The sequence below is a fragment of the Rhodococcus sp. P4_B6 genome (assembly GCF_056402215.1).
In genome coordinates, this window is sequence record NZ_JBFUHV010000095.1 from 1 (window position 1) to 20378 (window position 20378).

Below are 20378 nucleotides of genomic sequence, written 5' to 3' on the forward strand. Positions count from 1 at the left end.
GGCATTGGGTGCGAGGCGGACACGGCGGCCGCCCCGCCGCTGAACCTGCTTCTGAGCGAGGCGGTCCTCGGAGCGCTCGGCGAACTCGAGGCCCGCACTGTCATCGACCTCGGATGCGGTTCCGGCCAACTCGTTTCCGCGCTGCTCGACGATCCCCGCCTCACCGAGATCGCCGCCGCGGACGTGTCGACCCGGGCGCTGACGATCGCAGCACGCCGGCTGCGGCTCGATCGGATGCCGGAGCGCCGCCGCGAGCGTCTGCAACTGTTCCAGGCGGCCCTCACCTACACCGACAGCAGGTTCGCCGGCTACGACGCGGCCGTGTTGATGGAGGTCGTCGAACACATCGACCCGCCGCGGCTCACCGCACTCGAGCAGGTGATCTTCGGTACCGCGCGGCCCGGGCACGTGATCGTGACGACACCCAACTCCGAGTACAACGTGCGCTACCCCGAACTCGAGGGAATGCGTCACCGCGACCACCGCTTCGAGTGGTCCAGGGCCGAATTCCGTTCGTGGGCAAGCAACGTATGCCGGGTCCACGGATACACCGCCGACTTCCGGCCGGTCGGCGAGGACGACCCCGAGGTCGGTCCACCGACTCAGATGGCGGTTTTCGCGCGGGCGGGTGGTTCCGATGCCTGACATCTCTGTGCCGGCACTGTCGCTGGTGGTTCTCGTGGGTGTGTCCGGCAGCGGCAAGTCCAGCTTCGCCGCGCGGCATTTCGCACCGACCCAGGTGCTGTCGTCCGACTTCTGCCGGGGGCTGGTCGCCGACGACGAAAACGACCAGGCCGCAACCTCGGACGCCTTCGGCGTGCTACTCTACATCGCCGGGACCCGGCTGCGGCGTGGTCTGCTCACGGTCGTCGATGCCACCAATGTGCAGCGCGAAGCACGCAAGGCATTGATCGATCTGGCCAAGTCCCACGACGTCCTGGTCGACGCAATCGTGGTCGACGTTCCCGACGACGTCGCGATCGCGCGCAACGCGACCCGACCGGACCGCGACTTCGGTGCACACGTGATCCGACGGCAGCACAAGGACCTTCGGCGGTCACTGCCGAAGATCGGCCGCGAAGGCTTCCGGCGCGTGCACGTGCTCACCGGAGTCGACGCCATCGACTCGGCGTCGGTGTCGACAGAGAAGGCCTGGACCGACAAACGGGATCTGACCGGTCCGTTCGACATCATCGGCGACGTGCACGGCTGCCGAAGCGAGCTGGAAACGCTGCTGCGCGAACTCGGCTGGCGGCTCCAGCCCGATGGCGCCGGCGCCCACCACCCCGAGGGGCGGACCGCAGTGTTCGTCGGCGACCTGGTCGATCGCGGACCGGACACCGCGGGAGTGCTGCGCCTGGTGATGGGTATGGTGGCGGCCGGAACGGCGCTGTGCGTCTCGGGCAATCACGAACAGAAGCTCGCCCGGGCGCTGCACGGCCGGAAGGTCGCCGCCTCGCACGGTCTGCAGGAGTCGCTCGATCAGCTCGCCGCGGAACCTGACGACTTCCGTAAGTCGGCGCACGCCTTCATCGACGGCCTGATCAGCCACTACGAACTCGACGGCGGCAATCTGGTGGTCGCGCACGCCGGGCTGAAGGAGGCCTACCACGGCCGCGCATCGGCGCGGGTGCGTTCGTTCGCCCTGTACGGCGACACCACCGGTGAGACCGACGAATACGGGCTGCCGGTGCGCTACCCGTGGGCCCAGGAGTACCGCGGACGGGCCGTCGTCGTCTACGGCCACACGCCTGTTCCCGAGACCGAGTGGATCAACAACACCATCTGCCTCGACACCGGAGTCGTCTTCGGCGGCAGACTGACCGCCCTGCGCTACCCCGGCAAGGACATCGTGTCCGTTCCGGCCGAGCAGGTGTGGTTCGAACCGGCGCGACCACTCGAGACGGGGCCGGCCACACCAGGGCGTCGGACACAGCGCGATCCGGCCCTGTTGTCCATCGACGACGTGCGCGGAACACGGCACATCGACGTCCGGTACAACAAGGGACGCATCAAGGTGCGCGAGGAGAACTCCGCCGCCGCTCTCGAGATCATGAGCCGGTTCGCCGTCGACCCGCGCTGGCTGGTGTACCTGCCGCCGACCATGGCTCCACCCGCCACCTCGAACCTCGACGGCTACCTGGAACACCCCGCGCAGGCCTTCGCCGAGTTCGCGGCGAATGGGATCACCGAGATCGTGTGCGAGGAAAAGCACATGGGTTCCCGGGCGATCGCCGTGCTGGCCCGCGACGCCGCAGCCGCGGCGGAGCGGTTCGGTGTCACCGATGGAAGTTCGGGGATCGTCTACACCCGCACCGGCCGACCGTTCTTCGACGACCCGGCCACGATGAGCGAACTGGTGGCCCGGCTCCGCACCGCGTGCAGGCCGCTGATGGACGACCTCGAGTCGTCGTGGCTGGCGCTCGATTGCGAGCTGCTGCCGTGGTCGGCGAAGGCCGGAGAACTGATCCGCAGCCAATACGCATCGGTCGGCGCCGCGGCGGGTGCGGCGCTGCCGGACGCGATCACCGCACTGGAACGGGCCGCGGCGCGAGGATTGGAGGTCGCAGACCTGTTGGCTCACACCCGGACCCGCGCGGCCAACGCCCGACGTTTCAGGGACGCGTACGCGCGGTACTGCTGGCCGGTGACCGGCCTGGACGGGGTGCGGCTCGCACCGTTCCACATCCTCGCCTGTGACGGCCGCGCAACCGCGGTCACCGAACCGCACTCGTGGCACCTCGCGAAGCTGGCGACACTCGACGATCCTCTCATCGCCGAGACCGGGCACCAGTTCGTCGATCTCACCTCCGACGAGTCCCGGGATGCGGCGACCACCTGGTGGTCGCAACTGACCGATGCCGGCGGCGAGGGCATGGTGGTCAAGCCACTCGGCCCCACACCCACAGAACTGGCACAGAGAAGGATTCAGCCTGGCATCAAGGTGCGGGGACGGGAATACCTGCGAATCATCTACGGCCCCGATTACACCGAGAACCTCGACGTTCTCCGCGACCGCTCACTCGGTCGCAAACGATCGATGGCTCTGCGCGAACATGCGCTCGGTCTCGAGGCGCTGACCAGATTCACCGAAGGTGACCCGCTGTGGCGGGTGCACGAAACGGTGTTCGCGGTTCTGGCGCTCGAATCCGAGCCGGTGGACCCGAGGCTGTAGCCGTCACCGGATACTCTGCCGGTGTGCGGTGATTGCGCCGTGAGGCCTATAGCCGCTCCCGGTTCGGGTATGTGTCTCGATCACCTCGAAGCCGGCCTGGGCCAATTGCCGGCCGAGTTCGGCAACCGGCCAACGATGGGCAGTGGTCACGGCATGGTCGAAAGTCTCGACGGTTGCTCCTTCGAAGAAGCCGACCAGCAGCCCTCCGCCCGGTCGGATCACGCGCGCGAACTCGGCGAGCGGAATTTCGATGTCCTGTGGACCGTGATGAATGAGCGAGTACCAGGACAGCACACCACCCAGTGATTCTGTCGCGACGTCCAACGTCTCGAAGCTGCCGACGCCGAAGGAGAGGTCCGGATATTGCGCGCGAGCACGTTCGACGAACTCGGGAACGAGATCAATCCCGCTCACAGCGGCTCCACACGCGGCCAAGAAGTCGGTCCACTGCCCCGGACCACATCCGGCGTCGAGCACGGGACCCGTCAGGGCGGCGGCCCAGCTGCTCACCAGGGCCCGATCGGACGGGTGCGTCGACGTCATGGAGCCGAAGAGATCCGTGTACTCCTGGGATCTGGCCGAGTACGACTCTCGGACGATGTCGCCCGGCTGGATTCTCGTGTTCGCCATGCCGTCAATGATCGTCGATCGGGTGCTGCGAGTGCCGATCCTCCCCGGGGCGAGTCGACACCTGGCGTCGACAACCGCCGTACGATCGCGTGGACCGCCCACGACGATCCGTTGTCGTCTCGCGATCGGTCGCAGTGTGTGGCAGAGCAGCGTGCAGAAGGATGGAGAGCGGGATGTCCAGCTCAACGGTGACATTGCCATGCTGATCTACTCGATGAGCGTCTCGGTGGACGGCTTCATCGCCGACCGGGAGGGCGGATTCGGGTGGACGGTGCCCGACGAGGAGCAGTTTCGTTTCCACGTCGCGCAGATACGCGAGCTCGGCGGCTATCTGTGCGGCCGCAGGCTTTACGAGACCATGCTGCCGTGGGACACGGATCCGTCGATGCGCGACAACGAGCTTCACGCCGCGTTCGCCGACGTCTGGTGCACTATCCCGAAGGTCGTCTTCAGCCGCACGCTCGACAGCGTTCACGGCAACGCCCGGCTCGCCGAGGCGTCGGTGGCCGAGGAGGCCGCCGCGGCGCGCGACGCGACCGACAAGGACGTCGCGATCGGCGGCGCCGGCCTGGCCGCGGCAGCAATCGAGCTCGGTCTCGTCGACGAGCTGCGCATGTTCCGCAATCCGATCGTCGTCGGTGGCGGCACGCCGTTCCTGCCGCCGGTCACCGAAAACGTTCCGCTGGACCTCGTCGAGACCAGGACGTTCGGCTCGCGCGTGATCTATGAGCGCTACCGGTGCGCCCGCGACGAGTCCGACGGGCCGGAAGCGAGCATCGAACTGTCATAGTGGCACGAACAGTTGCATTCCTCACCACGAAGGATTCGTCGATGACGTTTCGGTTCAAGTCGATRCCGATCGCCGGCGTCGTCGTCGCCACGTCGGTGCTGATGGCTGCGTGCGGTTCCCACGGCGGCGAGTCAGCACCCCCCTCGGTGGGAGTGGAAGCAACGTCATCCGTGCCGGCCACACCCGACATTCCGGGATTGCTCCCGACGGCGGACGAGCTGACCGCTCTGTACAACGCTGCCCTCGACTACGACGTCCCGTTGTCCGACCGAGTGAATCTGATTCAGGGCGTCGATGACGCCGATCCACGGCTCGCCCAGAAGTTCGTTCAAGAGGGAATGACGGTCGAGTTCCACCTAGTGGTGGACCGTGGCGACGGATCCTTACTCGCCTTCGGCAACCCCGTCTTACAAGGGCAGGCACAGCCGGAAGGGTCTCCGATTCCGTTCGTCGCCGAAGACGGAGCATGGAAGATCGCCAGAAGCTGGGCATGCTCACAGGCCGGCTGCTAGGCAAGGGCTCAGCCGGTTCGCGGCCGCTGTGCGTCCGCGCCCTATGAACTGCTGCCGAATGGTCCGGGTGGCGGCTGGACGGGATAGGCGGCGACGTCCATGAGCACCGAGCCTTCGCACGGGCCGCTGTCGATGTCGGTACGCCAGGAACCGGTCAGCGTCCCGTCTGGCTGCGGTGTGTAGTACGCAACCGAGTGCGCCGGTGCCCACACCTTCGGCACACCCTCGCCCTGGTAGCAGTCCCACTCCCAGTCGTAGGTGTGGACCCAACTGGTCCCGTCCCAGGTGTATCGCGGCGGTAGCGGCAGTGTCGGATTGGCCGGCGTGGGTCCATCGGTCACGGTCGCAACGCAGGAGTCGTCCGTGCAACTCGTCTCGAATCGGTACGTATCGGAGAAGTCGGGCTCCCACTGCCGCGCGGCCAAACTCGTGCCGGTCTTCGTCGCGGCGAAGCGCTTCAGCGAATACTCCCCCGACCAGGACGGCTGCGTCGGTGCCGCCCCCGCAGGCACAGCCCCGGCAACCGACCAGGACGCGATCAACGCGACTATCAGCAGTGACTTGCGCATGACGCGATTGAATCACAGGCGTCGGCAGCGCGGTGGGTGTATGTGTCCCGCGGTGGTAACCGGGATCGCGGCGACCAAGCAGCCCCAGAATGATTGGAGTCGCCCGCTCTGCACAGAGAAACAGGTCGCCGCACGCCTGCCAATCCGCGGAACTCCGCAGATCAGGACCGTGATCAGATCACCGGTCTCGGCAGTGAGTGGCGACCTGTTGCCCGTCGCGATGGTACGAGTAGTTCGCCCCTCTGACAGAGGCGATCCGCTCCGCCCGCCACAGCGCGACCCCCGGCTGTCGACCCGCGAGCCACCTCACGGAACCCTGCGCAACGCTGCGCCCCATCGGCGACGATGAGTTTTGCATTGATTCCCAGTCAGTACCTACATCGATCAAACGTGACTCGAGGAGAACGACATGACCGCGACCTACACCTTCGACGTCTTTTCCAGCCTTGACGGCTACGGCGGCGTCAGCGGCGGAGACTGGGGAGGCTACTGGGGCAAACAGGGTCCCGAGTTGCTCGACCACCGCCTTTCCTTGTACGCGGCGGATCAGCGGATGGTCTTCGGGGCCAACACCTATCGGGCATTTGCGCAAATGCTGGCATCGAGCACCGAGGAGTCCGAAGTCCGTGACCCGTGGGTCACGCGGATGAGGAGTCTGCCTGCAACGGTGGTGTCGACGAGGTTGAAAGGACCTCTCGACTGGCCGGACGCGACCATCGTGAGCGGTGACGCCGTCGACATCGTCGCCCGGCTCAAGCAGGAGTCCGACGTGCCGCTGCGCTCCCACGGCAGCCTGTCGATGAACCGGGCGCTGTTGGCCGCCGGACTCGTCGACCGCCTGCAGGTGACGCTCTTCCCAGTGATCACCGGTCAGACCGGTGACGACCCGATCTTCCAGGGTGCGGCCGACTTCGACCTGGAACTGCTCGAGAACCGGACGCTCGACGGTCACATCCAGGAGCTCATCTACCGACCCACGCTCCATTGACCTACCGATTCCCGATGCGCGAGTAGAATTACCGCTCCGTCTTCGACGGATCGGCATACCGGATGACATCATCCGTGGATGGACACACGCCGAACGATCGATCTCGGGGTTCCTGTCCTCTTCGTCAGACTCTGGAGGGCGGCGCCGGGATCCAGAACGGCGACCTGAGCTCCGATTCGTGTGGACGTCTCATCTTCCTGGGGACCGACTTCGTCGTGGTCTACACGGGTGCGACATACGGCCCGGCGGAGGTCGGCATCAGCGTACGGACCACACCGCCGACGACCACGATGACCGAGTGGGAGACGATCGAGGAAGGCACGTTCGCGGTGACTGGCCCACTCTCACTGATCCCGCATCCTGCAGGGACCGAGACCTCCATCGAGGACATCGCGGGAGTGACCACGGTGGACGACATCTCGCCCGGTTCATGGCACATCCGGGTCCACGCGCGAGGACGGGACGCCGACCGGGGCGACGTGGCTGTCTTGCTGCAGCTATCGCCCGCCGAGCACCCGTTGCCACTGACGACGGTGAAAGTCGGCGACTCCTACCTCCCCCAGATGCTCACCACAGTTCCGACCCGGCCGGCGCCCTCACCCGCCACAGACCCTGCCGGCACGATTCATCGTTCCGCTGTCCTGCAGGAAGACGCCGCCCACGCGGTCATCGAGCAGTGGACGCGGATCGCCCACTGGATCCGCACACACCTGACCCCGCGCCGATCGCCGGTGCGGACCGGGCACAGATCACCCAGGCCGTCGACGCCACCGGCGTCGAGTGGCCATACGAGCTGACGGCATTCTTCGAGCAGATCAACGGATTTCCGCACGAGAATTGGGTGGCGTTGTTGCCGGCCTACGAACTGTTCGACCTCGAACGCCTCGTCGAGGAGCGGCAGATGGAACTCGACACCTGGGGAGAGCTCGACGAAGAAATGGGCGGCGCACCCGCGGGTGGCAATTCCGCAGGCGAGACCGCGTTCACCTACCTGCCCGGGTTCATCCCGTTCGGCGGTGGATGGACGCCCGCTGTGACCGACGGGAAACTGAACTGGCAGTGCCGGCCCTGAAACCGCGCACCGATCAGGACTTGTCTGCTGGACTCTGTACACGGATGTCGAGAATGTGGCGCCGACTCCGTCCCAGGCACACCGGCGGCCACGAAAGGCCGCGCGACCACGAAGGAGAACCACATGGCGATTCAGCGGATGGACCACGTGAGCGTCGTCGTCGACGACCTCGAGGCTGCTATTGCGTTCTTTGTCGAACTCGGTATGGAGCGGGAGGGCGAGGCGCGGATCGAGGGACCTTGGGTGGACCGCATCAACGGGCTCGACGGCGTCCGAGTCGACATCACGATGATGCGGACCCCGGACGGCCACGGCCGGCTCGAGCTGACGAAGTTCCACAACCCGACGGCGGTCAGCGCCGAGCCGAAGAACGCACTGGGGAACACGCTGGGTCTACGGAGCATCATGTTCGCCGTCGACGATATCGACGACACTGTCGCCGGTCTGCGAGCCCACGGCGCGGAACTCGTGGGACAGATGGCGCAGTACCAGGACAGCTACCGGCTCTGCTACGTCCGCGGCCCCGCGGGGATCATCGTCGCGTTGGCCGAGGAGCTGAACTGACAGCACGTTGCCGACAGGAGATCGGTGACCAGGCCGGTCTGCACAGGAGCATAGACTTTCGAACGTGGTCGACCCGATGCACTTCGAGGCGCACGCCGACACCTACGGTGAGGCGCGGCCGCCGTATCCGCCGGCCCTGTGGGACGGTCTTCGCCGTCTCGGTGTTCTCCAGCCCGGCCGCCGCGCCCTGGACATCGGAGCGGGAACCGGGCAGGCGACCGGTCCCCTGCTCGCCGCGGGCCTGAACGTCACTGCGGTGGAGCCCGGCCCTCAACTCGCCGCACACCTTCGACGTGCATATCCGGACGCGGCCGTCATCGTCGAACGCGTCGAGGACGCCGAGCTTCCGGAGAATGGCTTCGATATCGCGATCGCGGCCACTTCCATTCACTGGATCGATCTCGCTGTCGCTCTTCCGAAGGTCCACCGCGCGCTGACCCACGAGGGGAGGTTCCTGGTGTGGCGGAACGTCTTCGGAGACCCCGATGCCGGGACCCCGTTCCGGGAGCAGGTCGCACGGATCGTGCAGGACCGCGGCACACCACCACGCCCCGGACGCGATCCGGAGGATGTTTCAGCGCTCACCGCGGAGTTGATTCGTTCGGGCCTGTTCACCGTCGACGTGGTCCGCACGTTCCGGTGGAACATCGAACTGAACGACCGGCAGGTGTTCCGGCTGTTCTCGACGTTCAGCGACTGGACCGCAGAGGAGGCCGACCGCGCTGCCGCCGCTGTCCGGGAACTCGGAGGCACCGTGGTCGAGCACTATATGACCTGGCTCGTCGCATCGACCCCCGCCAAGATTCCGTGCGCGGATCGGCGGTAGGTCAGCGCCCGTGGTTGTGCATGATGTGTTTGGTGCGGGAGTATTCGTCGTGTGCGTAGACCGACAGGTCACGTCCGTAGCCGGATCCTTTGAACCCGCCCCAGGGGACTTCGTTCGCGAGGACGAGATGGGAATTCACCCACACGGTTCCGGCGTCGATGCGTGCGGCGACATCGTGGCTACGACGGGCGTTCTCGGTCCAGACCGATGCGGACAGCCCGAAGGGGACATCGTTGGCGCGGCGGATGGCGTCGTCCTCATCGGTGAAGGTTTCAACGGTGACGACGGGGCCGAAGATTTCCTCGCGTGCACATTCGGCGCCGTCGGGCACACCCACGAGCACGGTCGGTGCGACGAAGTAGCCGGGGCCGTCCAGTGGCGCTCCGCCGATGGCCGCGGTGATTCCTTGCTGCGCAGCGCGTTCGAGGTATCCGGCGACGCGGTCGTAATGCGCCTTCGACACGAGGGGTCCGATTTCGACGTCGCCGACGGCAGGTTCGCCGACGACGAGAGTGGCAACCTGCGCGACGAGTTTGTCGACGAAGGCGTCGGCGACCGATTCGTGGACAAGGATGCGGCAGGCGGCGCCGCATTCCTGGCCGGAGTTCCAGTAGCTCGCCGCGCGCAGGGAAACGGCGGCGTCGTCAAGGTCTGCGTCGGCGAAGATCACCACGGGTGCCTTGCCGCCCAGCTCGAGGTGAACGCGTTTGAGGGATTCCGCTGCGCCGCGTGCGACGGCTTTGCCGCTGCCGACCGATCCGGTGAGGGCGATCATGTCGAGGTCGGGATGTTCGGTGAGGCGTGCTCCGACCGAGGCACCGAGTCCGGTGACGACGTTCAGGACACCTGCAGGCAGTAGGTCACCGACGAGTTCGGCGAACTTGAGCGTCGTCAGTGGGGTCTGCTCGGAGGGTTTGATGACGACGGTGTTCCCGGCGGCGAGGATCGGTGCGRGTTTCCAGGCGGCCATCAGCAGGGGGTAGTTCCACGGAGTGACGACGCCGACGACGCCGAGGGGTTCACGCAAGATGAGCGAGAGGTGGTGCTCGGCGTAGTCGCCCGCGGAGAGGGAGGTGGTGGCGCGCAGTGCGCCTGCCATGAATCGGAAGGTGTCGATGGCGCCGGCGACGTCGTCGTTCGAGACCTCGAACGGTTTGCCGGTGTTAGCAGATTCGAGGCGGGCGAGGATCTCGGAGTTCTGCTCGAGTCGGTCTGCGATGCGGTGCAGTATTTCCGAGCGTTGTTTGGGGACCAGCCGCGCCCAGTCGGGCTTGGCGGCGACCGCGGCGACGACGGCTCGGTCGACATCTGCGGCGGTGCCTTCGGGGATTCGGGTGATGACGGTTTCGGTGGAGGGGTCGACGATGTCCGTGAACRAGTCGGTCTCGCCGTCGACGAATTCTCCGCCGATGTAATGCTGCAACGGCGGGAGATCATCGGAGACCTTCAGTGAACCGTCGGTGGGTCGACGGACCGACGTGTGTCCAGTATGAGTGGGGATGGACATCGGACGAACCTCCATGGTGTTCTATGAAAATCGAACTGGCGCGTCGGCGTGGTTCCGACGGGTAAGAACTCGCGAAGGAAGCGCGCCCCCATCACGCGGGTTCCGCGCGAAGGACCGCGCACAGCGTCACATCGACGCCGTGCACGGTCCTCGAACGAAGAGCTCAATCTTTGCGATCCGCTGTAACGGTCGTGGCGCTGCTTTCCTCCCAGAAGTCGGCTCCTTCGATGCCGAGCGACTTCGGGTCGAAGGTCGGGTCGAGTCCGCGCTTCTTCTGCTGCTCGAAGTCGCGGTAGACCTTGTAGACCATGGGGAACAGCAGGACCAGGCAGGCGAGGTTGATCCAGGCAATCATTCCGAGCCCGATATCGCCGATGGCCCAGACGATTCCGGCGTTCACCACGGAACCCACGAAGACGATCGTGAGTGTGCCGATCTTGAGAATCAGCTTGGGCACCGGTCCCTTTCGACCGTTCAGCAGGAACAGGAGGTTCGAGTTCGCGACGTAGTAGTACAGCAGCAGACAGGTGAAGCCGAACAGGAACACGGCGACGGCGATGAAGCCGGCACCCCATCCCGGCGCCAGTGTGTCGATGGACTTCTGGACCCAGTTCGGCCCTGCCTCGACGCCGGGAAGATTCTCGACGAGATGTCCGCCGGAGCCGTCCGAGACGTTGTACTGGCCGGACACCACCATCATCAAACCCGTTGCCATGCAGATCAGCAGGACGTCGATGTAGATGCTGAACGTCTGGACCAGGCCCTGCTTGCCGGGATGCGAGGTCCGCGCCGCCGCGGCCGCGAAGGTGGCCTCACCGATGCCGTTCGCCGACGCGAAGACCGCCCGGCGAACACCCCACGCGACTGCGGCGCCCGCGATACCGCCCAGCACGGGATCGATACCGAATGCCGAGTTCACGATGAGCTTGATTGCGTCGGGGACGCTTTCGAGGTTCGCGAAGATCACGGCCAGTGCCAGCACGAGGTACCCGATTGCAAGAGTCGGAACGAGAGTCTGGGTGACTTTGACGATCCGCGTCGTGCCGCCGAAGATCACCAAAGCGATCAGCGCGGTGACGAAGACCGCAGGCACCCAGCTCGGCAAGCCGAACGCCAGCTGAGCACTGGAAGCGATGGTGCTGACCTGGAACCCGGGGAACATGAAGCCGTAGCCGACCAGCCCGAGAAACGCGATGAGCGCCGCGACCTTCGGAAGCTTCAGGCCGTACTTGATGTAGTACGGCATGCCGCCGATGTCCTCGCCGGCCTTCTTCCGGTCCTCGTCCTCCACCTGACGTTTGAACACCTGCGCGAGGGTGGCCTCGGCGTACCCGACGGTACAGCCGACGAGACCGGTCACGGCCATCCACAGCAGTGCGCCCGGTCCACCACCGCCGACCGCGGTTGCGACGCCCGCGATACTTCCGACACCGACGCGGCTCCCGAGAGCGAGCACGAGCGCTTGGAAGGAGGACAGGCCTCCCTCCCCCTCGCTGTGCTCCCTCAGCTGGCGAATCATGTCGGGAATGCGTCGGAACTGAATGCCTTTCATGGCGATGGTGTATGCCAACCCCAGGCCCAGGACGACATAGGCCATCGGTCCCCAGATTCCGTCTGCCAGAGTCGTGAGTAACTCGGCCCAGTCGATTTCCGGCACGATTTACCCGTTCCGGTCAGCGAGCTTCTTCAGTGCTCGTCCGATTCGCTCGACCTGCTCGGCGGGGAGCTCGGCCGTGGGTCGCCGGGGAGCGCCGACCGGCTCGCCCTGCAGGGCAAGTCCCGCCTTGACGGCGGAGATGAACGGAACGGAGATCATCGAATCGATCACCGGGTACAGGTCACGCCACTTGGCGAGCGCGCCGTGCAGGTCGCCGTCGGCGATGAGCCGGTTGACTGCGACGATCTCGTCCGGAACCACGTTTGCGGCACCTGCCATGACTCCGGCAGCACCCTCGACCAGAGCACTGTAGATGTAGGAGTCCCAGCCGATGAACGTACCGATCACGTCACTGTGGTGGTGGATCAGCTGCAGTGCCTGTTCCCAGTTCGCGCTCGAGTCCTTGATGTAGCGGATGTTGTCGACCTCTTCGGCCAGCGAGCGAACGGTGGCGGGGTCCAGGTTCACACCGGTGACCGCGGGGATGTTGTACAGCATGATCGGCAGTTCCACCGACGAAGCGACATCCTTGATGTACGCCACCGTCTCTTCGGTCGAGAGCGGCTCGTAGAACGGGGTGATCAGCATGAGCACGTCTGCGCCCGACTTCTCGGCGGCGCGGGAAAGGCGGATGGCTTCGGCAGTTGTCGTGGCACCGGTCTGAGCGATGACGGGCACCCGGCCATCGGCATGTTCGATGACCGTGTCGACGAGCCGCAGGCGCTCGTCCGACGACAGCGCCCCGACCTCACCGGTCGATCCCGCGGCGACGACTCCGTCGACGCCCGCCTTGATCGAGCGGTCCACCACGACCTCGAGCTTGTTCACGTCGATCTGCTCGTCGGCGTCGAACGGGGTGGTCAATGCAGTGAGGACACCGCTGAGTTGCTTGGACATAAAAGTGACTCCTGGATCGTTGGCGGGTGTTGGGTGTGCGGAATATCAGGCGCTGGCGGCCTGTGCAGCTACGGGGCTGCTGTGAAGTGTCTGACGGTGTGTGGCGAGCACACTGGTCACCTCTTGTGCGGCGGAGAACCCGGAGGTGATCGATGTTTCCGTGTAGAGCGTTCCGAGATAGTCGCCGGCCAGGAAGACGCGACCCGCTCCACGAGTCAGCGTGGGCTGCAGCTTCGCGCGACCCGGGAAGCTGTAGGGCGACGCATTCTTCCATCGCGCGGCCTTGGCCTCGACGACCGTGTCGGAGAATCCGGGCCCGAGGATCTGCTCGAGATCGGCAAGGTGGGTCTGTACGACCTCTTCGTCGCTCTTGTCGAGCAGTGCCTGACCCAGGGCTGCCGGCGAGAACGTCATGAAGCTGCCGCCCGGCTGCCGTACGGACTCGCTGCCGCGCACGATGCTTGCCTGGTTCAGGGCAATCGCGAAGGAACGCTTAGGGGCAGCGATGGCGTAGATGTCGTCCCACGGCTGCTTCGTCTTCTCGTCGGTGAGGAACGCCGAGCTGACGTGGGGTCCGTACTTGACCTGCGCGAGCGCTTCACGCAGCTCCTGCGGTAGATCGACACCGACACGATGGGACACGTCCGCGGTCGTGGCGAGAACGACGGTTCGCGCCTCTACCTCGTGGTCACGGCCGTCCTGGCGGTAGCGGACGACGACCGATTCCTTCTTGTGGACGACCTCCTGCACCTCTGCACCCAACTGAACGCGCTCGCCCAACGACGCGGCGAGGGCTTCGGTGAGGGTGGAGGGTCCGCCGACGATGCCTCGGCTCAGACCCTGTCCGAATCCGAGCACCAAGCTGAAGTATCCGATGCCTGCACCGGCTGAGATCTGGTCCATGTTTCCGGCCGACCGGGTGACGGTGGTCTTGAACAGGGCGGCCGCATCCTCCGGCAGGTCTCCGACGAAATCGAGGAACGACTCGTCGTTCGCGAAGTTGTAGATTCGCTGCTGTCGCATTGCGCCGGACTCACCGGCACGCGTCCGCACCACTCCGGTGTATTTTCCGACGCCCGCAACGATCTTCATTCCGGCACGCATGGTCGCCATCCGCGCCGACAGGGACATCGGGATCCGGAAGGGGTAGGTGGCGATGTGTCCCTTTTTAAGGAACTTCCCGTTCATGGAGAGCGCCTGAAGCGACCCGGGAATGTCGACCGACATGACGCCGGCCTCGTTGAGCAGGGCTTCGGTCGACGATCCGGGGCCGGCGAACACGTGGCCACCCCAGTTCAGCCAGTACGACCCGCGACGCTCGGAGCGAATACGGCCACCGACGCGCTCGTCGGACTCCAGAACAAGGGTGTCCCAATGACGCAACCGCCAACCGGCCGAGAGTCCGGCCAGGCCCGCGCCGACAACAACTACATCTCGCACTTCGTATCTCCTTGACTAGCGCCGCGTCCCCCACCGGAGGCATCGGCGAGTTGCTGGCGAATCCTTGTTTCGGGACGCCCGTCCTGGCTTGCGGTAGCGCCGTTGAAAGCCAGGCCGGGTCGAGTCGCACATATCGGGTGTGATGGTGATGCCCGTCATACCCGGACCACCTAAGACTAAAGTGTGATCACAGATCACGCAATCCCGAATCGCGGAAATTTCGGCGATTCCGAAGACTGTGGCGAGCTGACCGTCCGGTCAGGAAGGCTCCGCCGGAGGCTCATGCAGGGGGCGGACGGTCATCATCCTGGTCACCGCCGTGCTGATACTGCTGACGATCCCGTTCGCCGCCGCATTCGGAACGGCCACCCACATCCGGCTCGAACATCAAGCCCTCGCGGCGACCTCGGCCTGCGGAGTCTGGGCACTGTCCGCCGGCACCCTCCTTGTCCCCACCACACCCACACGCACGCTGCTGCGCCGAAAGCGACTGCGGCAATGGGCGTACGAATGGAAACAGCTCGACACCCCACCGGGATAGCACTCGATAAGCCGGAGTGCGGCGATGCAGGCTGATCTGGTGATGCTCAGTGCGTCGAGCCCGATGTGGGGTCGAATCCACGGAGGAGGGCCGCGAGGCCGGTGTCGAACTCGTGGTCTTGGCCGAGGGCGACGACTCGCCGTGCGATGTCGACGAAGTGAGACGCTGCCGCGTCGGTTCGATCGGTGGCGACGACGATCTCACCCCCGTCACGCGCCGTCTGCTGTTCGATCGCCGAACCGATGGTGTACCGCGAGATGGCGATCAGAGCCAGCGCGGCGTCCGTATCGCGAAAGCCCGCATCCTCCAGAAGCGCTATCTGCTCGATCGCGTTATCGAGACTCGGACTTCGCGCGCCCGTCGACGTGATCAGTCGGGCGCTGTCGACGAACTCCACCGCGCACCCGCCGAGGTGCGGGCCGATCTTCTTGCACGGCATCGCAGTACCAACTACTCCGTCGTCGACATCGAGCTCATCGACGAGCTCTATCGCGCCGAGTACGCCGAACGAGTCAGCGGCGGCCGTCGGCTGTTCATGCGCCGCGCATCGAGTGTCGACTCGGTCGTCGACACCACGACCGGTATCAACGTCGTGGTCCGCGACCACATCAGCGGGGCCACCGACACACTCGAGCGCGACGCACTTGTGCTCGCGACCGGGTTTGAGCCGGCTCCACTACGTCCCATGCTCGGTGAGCTCGCACCGACGCAGACCGCCGAGCAAATCGTGTCCCGCAACTACCGACTCGCGACACCCGCAACCGTGACCGCGGGAATCTACCTGCAAGGCGGTACCGAAAAGACACACGGAATCACCTCGTCACTGTTGTCCAATGTCGCGGTGCGCGCAGGGGAAATCCTCGACTCAGTCGTCACCGGGCGAGGTGGCGAGGGCTGCAGCGTACGGGTCGACCCCCAGTACCGAAACATCCCGCCGGGTGACTCCGGCAACAACGTTCGCAGGGAGCGCAACACGATGAGCACGAACCCGTTCGACGATGAAGACGGCCGCTTCTACGTTCTGGCGAACGCCGAGGATCAGCACTCGTTGTGGCCGATCGTCACGCAGATCCCGGCGGGCTGGGATGTCATGTTCGGCGAGGCGAGTCGCCCCGCTTGCCTAGCGTACGTCGAGAAGAACTGGACCGATATGCGTCCACGCAGTCTTCGCGAGATGATGGGCACTGTCGCTGCAGTGCCTGTGCCCCAGCGCTGAGCTGTCGCAGTCAGAGCGGATTCACCCTCGTACAGGTCGATGGTGCTCAGGCCGCTGTCGACATGCAGCGGCTGCCGGCGCCCCTCTCCACCGGTTGCCGGTGGACGGTGGCCTCAGCGGTCCCTTCCGGTCGGGGCGGGACTTTCGTCACCGCTCATCCGGTGTAGTCCGAGAGGTCGTACACGGTGGCCGACCCCACGGTGGTCGGCTGGAAGTGGGCCGTCACCCAGTCCGCGATCTCGGAGTGCCGGTTTTCCCGTCCCGCGGCGTTCGCCGGGATCCCGCCGGCACCCGCGGCGCTCGGCCGGGTGGTGCCGGCGCCGGGTGCCGTATTGGGTGCGGTGTTGGGCTGGTGGTCGTCGCCTCGGTTCTCGACGATGTAGTAGGTCACCCGGTGGCCGGTGATGTCGTCGATGAACTGTCCGAGCGTCGGCGCCGGGTCACTTCCGGTGAACCCGCCGACCGCAATGACCGCTGTGCCGGTAGAAAGTTCGAGGGCAGCGGCGGCCGAGGAGCGGTCGATCGCCGCCGACCATGTGGTGCCGGTAGCCGCGAGCAGGCGATCGAGTTCCGGATTGTCCGCGTTCTCACCGAACATCCCGCCGCCGCGACCGCCGGGCTGAGACGTGGCCGCGGGCCCGACGGTGGGGCCGCCCCCGAGGTGCGGCTGCCCGATCGTCTCGATCGCATACGCGGTGGGGCCGCCGAGCGCGGCGACCACACCGGCAATGAGCGCTGCTGTCGAGAGCCACCGGACCGGGCGCGCAGCCCGGGACAGCACGATCGCGAGGGCAGCGAGCACGGCTAGCAGTAGTAGCGCCCACCGCAATTGCGGAAACCAGCTGCTGTTGCGGCCCAGGATCCACCAGCCCCAGACCACGGCGGTGAGCACCAGCGAGGCCAGGCCCACCCGGCCCAGCCACGACCCGCGCCGGACCCACATCTCGTGTCCACCGATGGCCACCATGCCGGCGATCGCCGGCGCAACCGAGAGACTGTAGTAGGGGTGGATGGTGCCCTGCATGTAGCTGAGCACCAGCCCGTCGACGATCAACCAGCCGCCGAACACGATCCCGCCCGCCCGGACGAGATCGGTGCGTGGTGCCCGCCACMGGGACACGATCACCAGGACGGCGGCGAGCAGTGCTGCGGGCAGCAGCCAGGCGATCTCGAACCCGAATTCACCGGTGAACAGCCGGGGCAGCCCCTGCGTCTGCCCGCCGAATCCGCCGTGGGCAGATTGTCCTGCCGCGGGAGTGCCGGCGTCGGGCAGCTGACCCGTCGCGAACGCGGACGCGCCCGGGCCGGGTCCGGGCCCCTGCCCACCGGGGTGGTTGCGGCCGAGGACCCGGGCGAACCCGTTGTAGCCCAGCACCAGGTTCATGAAGCTATTGTCCGTCGACCCAGCCAGGTAGGGGCGGCCGGACGCCGGCCAGAGCACGGTGAGCAGGACGTACCACCCGGAGGAGACGATGAGGGCGGTCGCCGCCCCGATCAGGTGCACCAACCGGGTACGCAGCGGCGTCGGCGCTGCGATCAGGTACGCGAGCCCCAATGCCGGCAACACCATCAGGCCCTCGAGCATCTTCGACAGGAACGCAAACCCCAGGGCGACACCCGCCAGGGCGATCCACTTCGCGCTCGCGCGGTCGAGAGCACGCACCGTGCAGTAGGCCGCCGCGGTCATCAGCAGCACCATCACCGCGTCGGGATTGTTGAACCGAAACATCAACGCCGCCACTGGGGTCACCGCAAGGACGACACCGGCGAGTAGACCGGCTGCGCGGCCACCGATGCGGGCGACCGCCGCATACAGCAACGCCACCGCGCCGACCGCCATCAGCGCCTGCGGGATCATCATGCTGGCACTACCGAAGCCGAACATTCGGCCGGAAAGCCCCATCACCCACTGCGACAGCGGGGGCTTGTCGACGGTGATGAAATTCTCCGAGTCGAGCGAACCGAACAGCAGCGCCTCCCAGTTCCTCGAACCGGCCTGCGCAGCCGCGGCGTAGAACTGGTTACCCATCCCGTTGACGGTGATGTTCCACAGGTACATCACCGCGGTCCCGACAAGCAGCACAATCAGACCGGCGCGTTCCCACCCTGCGATCCGGCCGGGTTCTGCGGGGTCAGTCGACTGTTCGGGCGCTTCCGTCGTCGTGGTCACACCGCATTCACCCATGCCCAGCTGCTCGGGAACTGTCAGCACCCTGTGAAGTAGCTGGCAACTCGGGCTCGATTCGTTCGGCCATCCATGGCAGCGCCTCCGAGAACGCGCCGGCGGCGAACTGCCAGGTGTGCCCGCTACTGACGGTGTGCACCGAGCAGGTGATCGCCTGCGCGCTCGCGGCGGCGCAGAGATTCTCCGCGGCGCCCTGATTGTCGGGGTTCGAGGCACGGTCCCGCCCGCCGTACCCGTCCGCGGCCGCATCGGCCTGCGGAGGCCGAGACTCGGCGCCACCACCGCGGCCGCCGCCCCGTCCGGCCGTGGTGGTGTCCTCGAACCAGCCCGACACCCCGTGTAGGGCCCATGGCCGGCGAGCACGGTCATTGGGTCGAATCGGGACCACTGTGCCTCGTCGCCGCCGTAGAGTCGTTGCGGGCTACCGGCCCGGGACGGCACAGCTGCCGGTCATCATCTTCCGCAGCTTCTCGAGATCTGACGCAAGATCAACACCGCGCGCTCAGCGCGGGCGACATCGGAAGCACCCCTGCCCGGCGCGGGTCCCCGTCGGTGCACATGACCGCGTGCCGGTGGAGTTCCTTTCGCACAGCCCTTTCCTGGCTGGACCTGACGCCAGGGGGTGTCCCCAGCGCCGTTGACCCTCGGGGTGTGCAGTTTCAGGCCGCATGTGCGGTCTGATGGACTGTCTCGTATTCGACGGGCGTCAGTCGACCGAGCCCCGCTACCGGCGCCGACTACACCGCCACTCCCGTCGTCATCACGAAACTCTCCACCAACACCGAACACTCCTCCAGAAACTCCCCGAACCGCATCAACGCCTCCGTCGCGAACTCGACACCATCGCATACCTAGAAGGAGACGAAGTCTCGCCCGGAGCACTCAAACCGCAGAAACAGGTACCGCCATACGCCAAACGACCCATGCGCAACCTCGCAGATCACACCACAATTGAGACCACTCGGATCACAGTCGAACCGTCAGAAGGAGGCCGCCGGACACAACGTCCGCACCACAACTTCACTCGCAGACACGCAGGCAGCACACCCCGCGCAGCCGCAGACAGGCAACATGCGCCCCCTTTTGAGGGATCGGTGCTGCACTCCCCTACCGCACCACCCCCTGGTGCGGTAGGGGGATCACCCGCCCGTACGACGGCACCGTCGTACGGGCGGGCCTCCCTGCGCCCGACACCGACCGCCGGCCCCGACCGGACAGCTTCACCGTCGCTCTCCACGCCGCCGGCTTCATCGCCGTTGCCGCTACCCGCCCGGCCATCGACCGCGCCAAACTCGACGATCTGATGCCCACGCACAGAACATGATTGACGCGCATCGACTGAATCCAAGGTGCGGGTTGTCGGCGCCAAACCCCGTCGGCACGTAAGTACGGCCCGCCCGAGAAAGTCATGTGTCGTGGGTCACACTTTGGCGATGGGGGCTGGCGGCGGATCTACCATTTCCTCGCACCGGAACACGAAGGAGTAGGTAGACAAGCCACTGCTGCGCCAGCCAAACCTCTACTGGCCAGCAGGGATTGGTGAGCGCCAGTCCTGCCGAAACCGTGAATCCGGTCGACAGTTTCACACGCGGCAAACGTCCGAGGAGATATCAGCGAGGCCAACTGCCCAGGTACACCATCGCCGAACCGCACGTCCCGGCGAGGCCCCGGCCGGACCGCTTTGACTCACCTGGGTTGCACACCGAATCTCGGGGCGACGTCACGCGTATGCCACAGCGGCCGAGATGGTTTCAGCTTCCGCCGATACTCCAGCCGTGGGCTCGACGCTCCGAGCTCAGCCCGGTCCGA

Annotated in this window: 19 protein-coding genes and 1 pseudogene; 11 read left to right on the forward strand and 9 right to left on the reverse strand. The window is 66.1% G+C overall.

Features of this window, described 5'->3' with window-relative positions:
* A partial coding sequence (locus tag AC1DWT_RS32270) for a methyltransferase domain-containing protein (protein WP_477923780.1) occupies positions 1-645 on the forward strand: 645 nt, incomplete at its 5' end.
* Entirely contained in the window at positions 638-3175 is a 2538-nt protein-coding gene (locus tag AC1DWT_RS32275) for a polynucleotide kinase-phosphatase (protein WP_206012566.1), read from the forward strand. The genes AC1DWT_RS32270 and AC1DWT_RS32275, both read left to right, overlap by 8 nt.
* 3 nt (positions 3176-3178) lie before the next feature.
* Here the strand turns inward: AC1DWT_RS32275 and AC1DWT_RS32280 are convergent, their stop codons facing one another.
* The gene (locus AC1DWT_RS32280; RefSeq protein ID WP_206012567.1) at positions 3179-3805 is read right to left on the reverse strand and encodes a class I SAM-dependent methyltransferase; all 627 of its coding nucleotides are present in this window, start codon (positions 3803-3805) and stop codon (positions 3179-3181) included.
* Between the two features lie 199 nt (positions 3806-4004).
* Here AC1DWT_RS32280 and AC1DWT_RS32285 point away from each other — a divergent pair, with 199 nt between their 5' ends.
* Together AC1DWT_RS32285 and AC1DWT_RS32290 are read left to right on the forward strand one after the other, a co-directional pair.
* Positions 4005-4595 carry a dihydrofolate reductase family protein gene (locus tag AC1DWT_RS32285; RefSeq protein ID WP_095864011.1) on the forward strand — a complete coding sequence of 197 codons (591 nt, stop codon included), beginning with the start codon at positions 4005-4007 and terminating at the stop codon, positions 4593-4595.
* 41 nt (positions 4596-4636) lie between these two features.
* Positions 4637-5107, forward strand: a complete 471-nt coding sequence (locus AC1DWT_RS32290; protein ID WP_477923783.1) for an MTB12 C-terminal domain-containing protein — start codon at positions 4637-4639, stop codon at positions 5105-5107.
* Positions 5108-5148: 41 nt separating this feature from the next.
* Here AC1DWT_RS32290 and AC1DWT_RS32295 read toward each other — a convergent pair whose 3' ends face one another.
* Positions 5149-5676 (reverse strand): Rv2253 family sensor-like surface protein, encoded by a 528-nt coding sequence (locus tag AC1DWT_RS32295; protein WP_095863773.1) that lies wholly within the window; start codon positions 5674-5676, stop codon positions 5149-5151.
* A gap of 409 nt (positions 5677-6085) precedes the next feature.
* Here AC1DWT_RS32295 and AC1DWT_RS32300 point away from each other — a divergent pair, with 409 nt between their 5' ends.
* The 4 genes from AC1DWT_RS32300 (at position 6086) to AC1DWT_RS32315 (ending at position 9126) form a co-directional block, all read left to right on the forward strand.
* Positions 6086-6664, forward strand: coding sequence for a dihydrofolate reductase family protein (locus tag AC1DWT_RS32300; RefSeq protein WP_095863772.1), 579 nt, complete (start codon positions 6086-6088; stop codon positions 6662-6664).
* Between the two features lie 676 nt (positions 6665-7340).
* The gene (locus AC1DWT_RS32305; protein WP_206012569.1) at positions 7341-7736 is read left to right on the forward strand and encodes a hypothetical protein; all 396 of its coding nucleotides are present in this window, start codon (positions 7341-7343) and stop codon (positions 7734-7736) included.
* A 123-nt stretch (positions 7737-7859) separates the two neighbouring features.
* Complete coding sequence (locus tag AC1DWT_RS32310; protein ID WP_072941602.1) at positions 7860-8300, forward strand: VOC family protein; 441 nt, start codon at positions 7860-7862, stop codon at positions 8298-8300.
* Between the two features lie 64 nt (positions 8301-8364).
* Complete coding sequence (locus tag AC1DWT_RS32315) at positions 8365-9126, forward strand: class I SAM-dependent methyltransferase (protein WP_072941603.1); 762 nt, start codon at positions 8365-8367, stop codon at positions 9124-9126.
* Position 9127: 1 nt separating this feature from the next.
* Here AC1DWT_RS32315 and AC1DWT_RS32320 read toward each other — a convergent pair whose 3' ends face one another.
* The 4 genes from AC1DWT_RS32320 to AC1DWT_RS32335 all read right to left on the reverse strand — a co-directional run bounded on the left by AC1DWT_RS32320 (position 9128) and on the right by AC1DWT_RS32335 (position 14627).
* Positions 9128-10633 (reverse strand): aminobutyraldehyde dehydrogenase, encoded by a 1506-nt coding sequence (locus AC1DWT_RS32320; RefSeq protein ID WP_477923784.1) that lies wholly within the window; start codon positions 10631-10633, stop codon positions 9128-9130.
* Between the two features lie 163 nt (positions 10634-10796).
* Positions 10797-12290: an alanine/glycine:cation symporter family protein gene (locus AC1DWT_RS32325; protein ID WP_095863768.1), complete on the reverse strand. Its 1494-nt coding sequence runs from the start codon at positions 12288-12290 to the stop codon at positions 10797-10799.
* 3 nt (positions 12291-12293) lie between these two features.
* Positions 12294-13187 carry a 4-hydroxy-tetrahydrodipicolinate synthase gene (dapA, locus tag AC1DWT_RS32330; protein WP_095863767.1) on the reverse strand — a complete coding sequence of 298 codons (894 nt, stop codon included), beginning with the start codon at positions 13185-13187 and terminating at the stop codon, positions 12294-12296.
* A 45-nt stretch (positions 13188-13232) separates the two neighbouring features.
* On the reverse strand, positions 13233-14627 hold the full coding sequence (locus AC1DWT_RS32335; RefSeq protein ID WP_095863766.1) for a protoporphyrinogen/coproporphyrinogen oxidase: 1395 nt from the start codon (positions 14625-14627) through the stop codon (positions 13233-13235).
* 319 nt (positions 14628-14946) lie between these two features.
* Between AC1DWT_RS32335 and AC1DWT_RS32340 the strand changes: the two genes are divergently transcribed.
* The gene (locus AC1DWT_RS32340) at positions 14947-15168 is read left to right on the forward strand and encodes a hypothetical protein (protein WP_241031265.1); all 222 of its coding nucleotides are present in this window, start codon (positions 14947-14949) and stop codon (positions 15166-15168) included.
* 46 nt (positions 15169-15214) lie between these two features.
* Here AC1DWT_RS32340 and AC1DWT_RS32345 read toward each other — a convergent pair whose 3' ends face one another.
* Positions 15215-15607 carry a TetR/AcrR family transcriptional regulator C-terminal domain-containing protein gene (locus AC1DWT_RS32345; RefSeq protein ID WP_241031648.1) on the reverse strand — a complete coding sequence of 131 codons (393 nt, stop codon included), beginning with the start codon at positions 15605-15607 and terminating at the stop codon, positions 15215-15217.
* Here AC1DWT_RS32345 and AC1DWT_RS32350 point away from each other — a divergent pair.
* Together AC1DWT_RS32350 and AC1DWT_RS32355 are read left to right on the forward strand one after the other, a co-directional pair.
* Positions 15548-16087 (forward strand): annotated as a pseudogene (locus AC1DWT_RS32350) (SidA/IucD/PvdA family monooxygenase); the annotation flags it as partial. The gene AC1DWT_RS32345 and the pseudogene AC1DWT_RS32350 sit on opposite strands and share 60 nt — an antisense overlap.
* Before the next feature lie 57 nt (positions 16088-16144).
* Positions 16145-16384 carry an MbtH family protein gene (locus AC1DWT_RS32355; protein ID WP_206015918.1) on the forward strand — a complete coding sequence of 80 codons (240 nt, stop codon included), beginning with the start codon at positions 16145-16147 and terminating at the stop codon, positions 16382-16384.
* Between the two features lie 154 nt (positions 16385-16538).
* Here the strand turns inward: AC1DWT_RS32355 and AC1DWT_RS32360 are convergent, their stop codons facing one another.
* Together AC1DWT_RS32360 and AC1DWT_RS32365 are read right to left on the reverse strand one after the other, a co-directional pair.
* A complete protein-coding gene (locus tag AC1DWT_RS32360) occupies positions 16539-18569 on the reverse strand; it encodes an ArnT family glycosyltransferase (protein WP_477923796.1) in 2031 nt (676 codons plus the stop codon).
* Positions 18562-18903 carry a hypothetical protein gene (locus tag AC1DWT_RS32365; protein ID WP_206012571.1) on the reverse strand — a complete coding sequence of 114 codons (342 nt, stop codon included), beginning with the start codon at positions 18901-18903 and terminating at the stop codon, positions 18562-18564. Before AC1DWT_RS32365 ends, AC1DWT_RS32360 begins: the two co-directional genes overlap by 8 nt.
* Positions 18904-20378 lie beyond the last annotated feature (1475 nt).